Source organism: Nocardia sp. NPDC060220 (genome assembly GCF_042727815.1).
GTDB lineage: Bacteria > Actinomycetota > Actinomycetes > Mycobacteriales > Mycobacteriaceae > Nocardia.
Genome location: NZ_JBHWZY010001082.1, coordinates 1 through 1994 on the forward strand (window position 1 = coordinate 1; position 1994 = coordinate 1994).

Annotated in this window: 3 protein-coding genes and 1 pseudogene; all 4 read right to left on the bottom strand. The window is 67.8% G+C overall.

The genetic code is table 11. The annotated features are described in order from the left end of the window. Positions 1 to 740: pseudogene (locus ACFWF3_RS33835) on the bottom strand (cytochrome P450); the annotation flags it as partial. Beyond that, positions 737 to 1339, bottom strand: a complete 603-nt coding sequence (locus ACFWF3_RS33840) for an ATP/GTP-binding protein (RefSeq protein WP_266289261.1) — start codon at positions 1337 to 1339, stop codon at positions 737 to 739. The gene ACFWF3_RS33840 and the pseudogene ACFWF3_RS33835, both read right to left, overlap by 4 nt. Continuing rightward, positions 1314 to 1664 (bottom strand): DUF742 domain-containing protein, encoded by a 351-nt coding sequence (locus tag ACFWF3_RS33845; protein ID WP_056817094.1) that lies wholly within the window; start codon positions 1662 to 1664, stop codon positions 1314 to 1316. The genes ACFWF3_RS33840 and ACFWF3_RS33845 overlap by 26 nt, the downstream gene beginning before the upstream one ends. Further along, on the bottom strand, positions 1661 to 1994 hold a 334-nt coding region (locus tag ACFWF3_RS33850; RefSeq protein ID WP_379318062.1), incomplete at its 5' end, for a roadblock/LC7 domain-containing protein. The genes ACFWF3_RS33845 and ACFWF3_RS33850, both read right to left, overlap by 4 nt.

The following is a 1994-nucleotide window of genomic DNA, read 5'->3' on the forward strand; positions in this document are numbered from 1 at the left end:
GTGTTGACCACCAGGTTCAGCATCGGTTCGATGCCCGCGCCGTAGAGCACCAGCAGCTGGTGCACCATTTCCTCGTCGGTCAGCGCCGCCGGGTGCTGGAGCAGGCGGGTGGCGACGTCGTCACCGGGTTCGCGCTGGCGCAACCCCACCAGATCGGCCAGTGCGGAGGCGAGCAGGTTGTTGCCCGCCTCGGCGTCGTCACCTTCGAAGATCTGCGCCATCCCGGTGGCGACCTGCTGCCCGATCTCGGGCGTGCACCCGAGCATCGAGTTCAGCGCCTGGAACACCAGCGGAAACGCGTACTGGCTCAGCAAGTCCGCGGACCCGGTCGCGCAGAAGCTGTTGATCAGCGGGATGGCGAACTGTTCGACGGTGCTGTGCATCGCGTACAGATCCACCCCGGCGATCCCGGCGACATTGGCCTGCCGGTATCGGGTGTGCTCGGCACCGGTGGTGCGCAGCGCGGCTGGGCGGAACTGCAGCATCGGCAGCACCGGGCAGTCCAGCGGGATGTCGCGCTGCCACATGCGGGGGTCGGCCGGGAAGTGCTCCGGATCGTTGAGGATGCGCACAGCGGTGTGATAGCCGATCACCAGCGTGGCCCGGATGCCCGGCGACAACTCCACCGGCACCACCGAGCCGAACCGCCTGCGCATCCGCTGGTACGCCGCCTGTGGGTCGGCGGCGAATTCGGGTGCCCACATCGCCACCCGTTCGTCGGCGGCGATATCGACCGTCATGACGCTGTTGCTTCCTGTCTGCGAAAGAGGTATTCCGCCAGCGTGATCAGTGCGCGCAGGCCCTGATCACGGCGACGTGCGTCGAGCGCGATCACCGGAGTCTCGGGCGCGAGGTCGAGCGCCTCGCGCACCTCCTCGAGCGGGTAGCGCCGGAATCCTTCGAATTCGTTCACCGCCACCGCGTACGGCACGCCACGCTGTTCCAGCGCCGAGAGCACGTCGTCGGCCTTCTCGATACGGCGGGTGTCGACGAGCACCAGCGCGCCGAGGGCACCACGAGCCAGTTCCTCCCACAGCGGGGCGAATCGTTCCTGGCCCGGCGTACCGAAAAGGTACAGCGCCAGTTGGGGATTCAGGGTGATGCGGCCGAAATCCAGTGCCACAGTGGTCGACACCTTGCTGCCCAGACCCGCCATGTCGTCGACACCGATACTGGCCTCGGTGATCGTCTCTTCCGTGCGCAGTGGCCTGATCTCGGACACCCCGCACACGAAGGTGGTCTTGCCGACACCGAAATTGCCTGCGACCAGGATCTTCACCGACCGTGTCACGGTTTCCGCGACGTAGTCGACCTCATCCCGCGATGGCGCGGAGGCCATGCAGCACCTCCTTGATCAATGCGAGTTCCGGCTTCACCTGTGCCGGGGTGGGGCAGTGCAGGTGACCGCTGTCGAGCAGATCGGAAACGATGATCTTCACGACGGAGGCGGGCAGGTCGAGATAGGCCGACAGCTCGGCGATCGACAGAGCGCCGCGGCGGCTGGTGAGAGCCAGCAGGCGACGTTCGTCGGGGCGGTGATCGGGACGCGCGTCCTCGACGGCACGGACCAGGGTCACCAGGTCCAGGTCATGGGCGGCACGCACCCGCCCGCCGGTGCGCACATAGGACCGCACCAGATCGGGATCGCGCCTGCCGCGGCTCAATTCCTCCCGCCTAGGCGGGGCGCGCTGCCGATCTCGTGACCCACGCGCGAGGCCAGTTCGTTCATCCGATGCGCCACCAGCGCGACATCGACATCGGCGGTGGTGGCGACACCGAGCAGCGCGCCCACACCGGCGGCGGTGATCATGATCATGCCCTCGTCGTACTCGGTCATGTTCTGGCGCACCGCGTTCGACGGGCCGCCGCAGAACTCGCCGAGCGCCTTACCGAGCGAGCGCAGGCCCGAGGCCGCCGCGGCGAACCGTTCGGCGTCGTCTTTGCTCACGCCACGGGAGTGGGCGATGCGCAGTCCGTCCTCGGACAGCAGGACC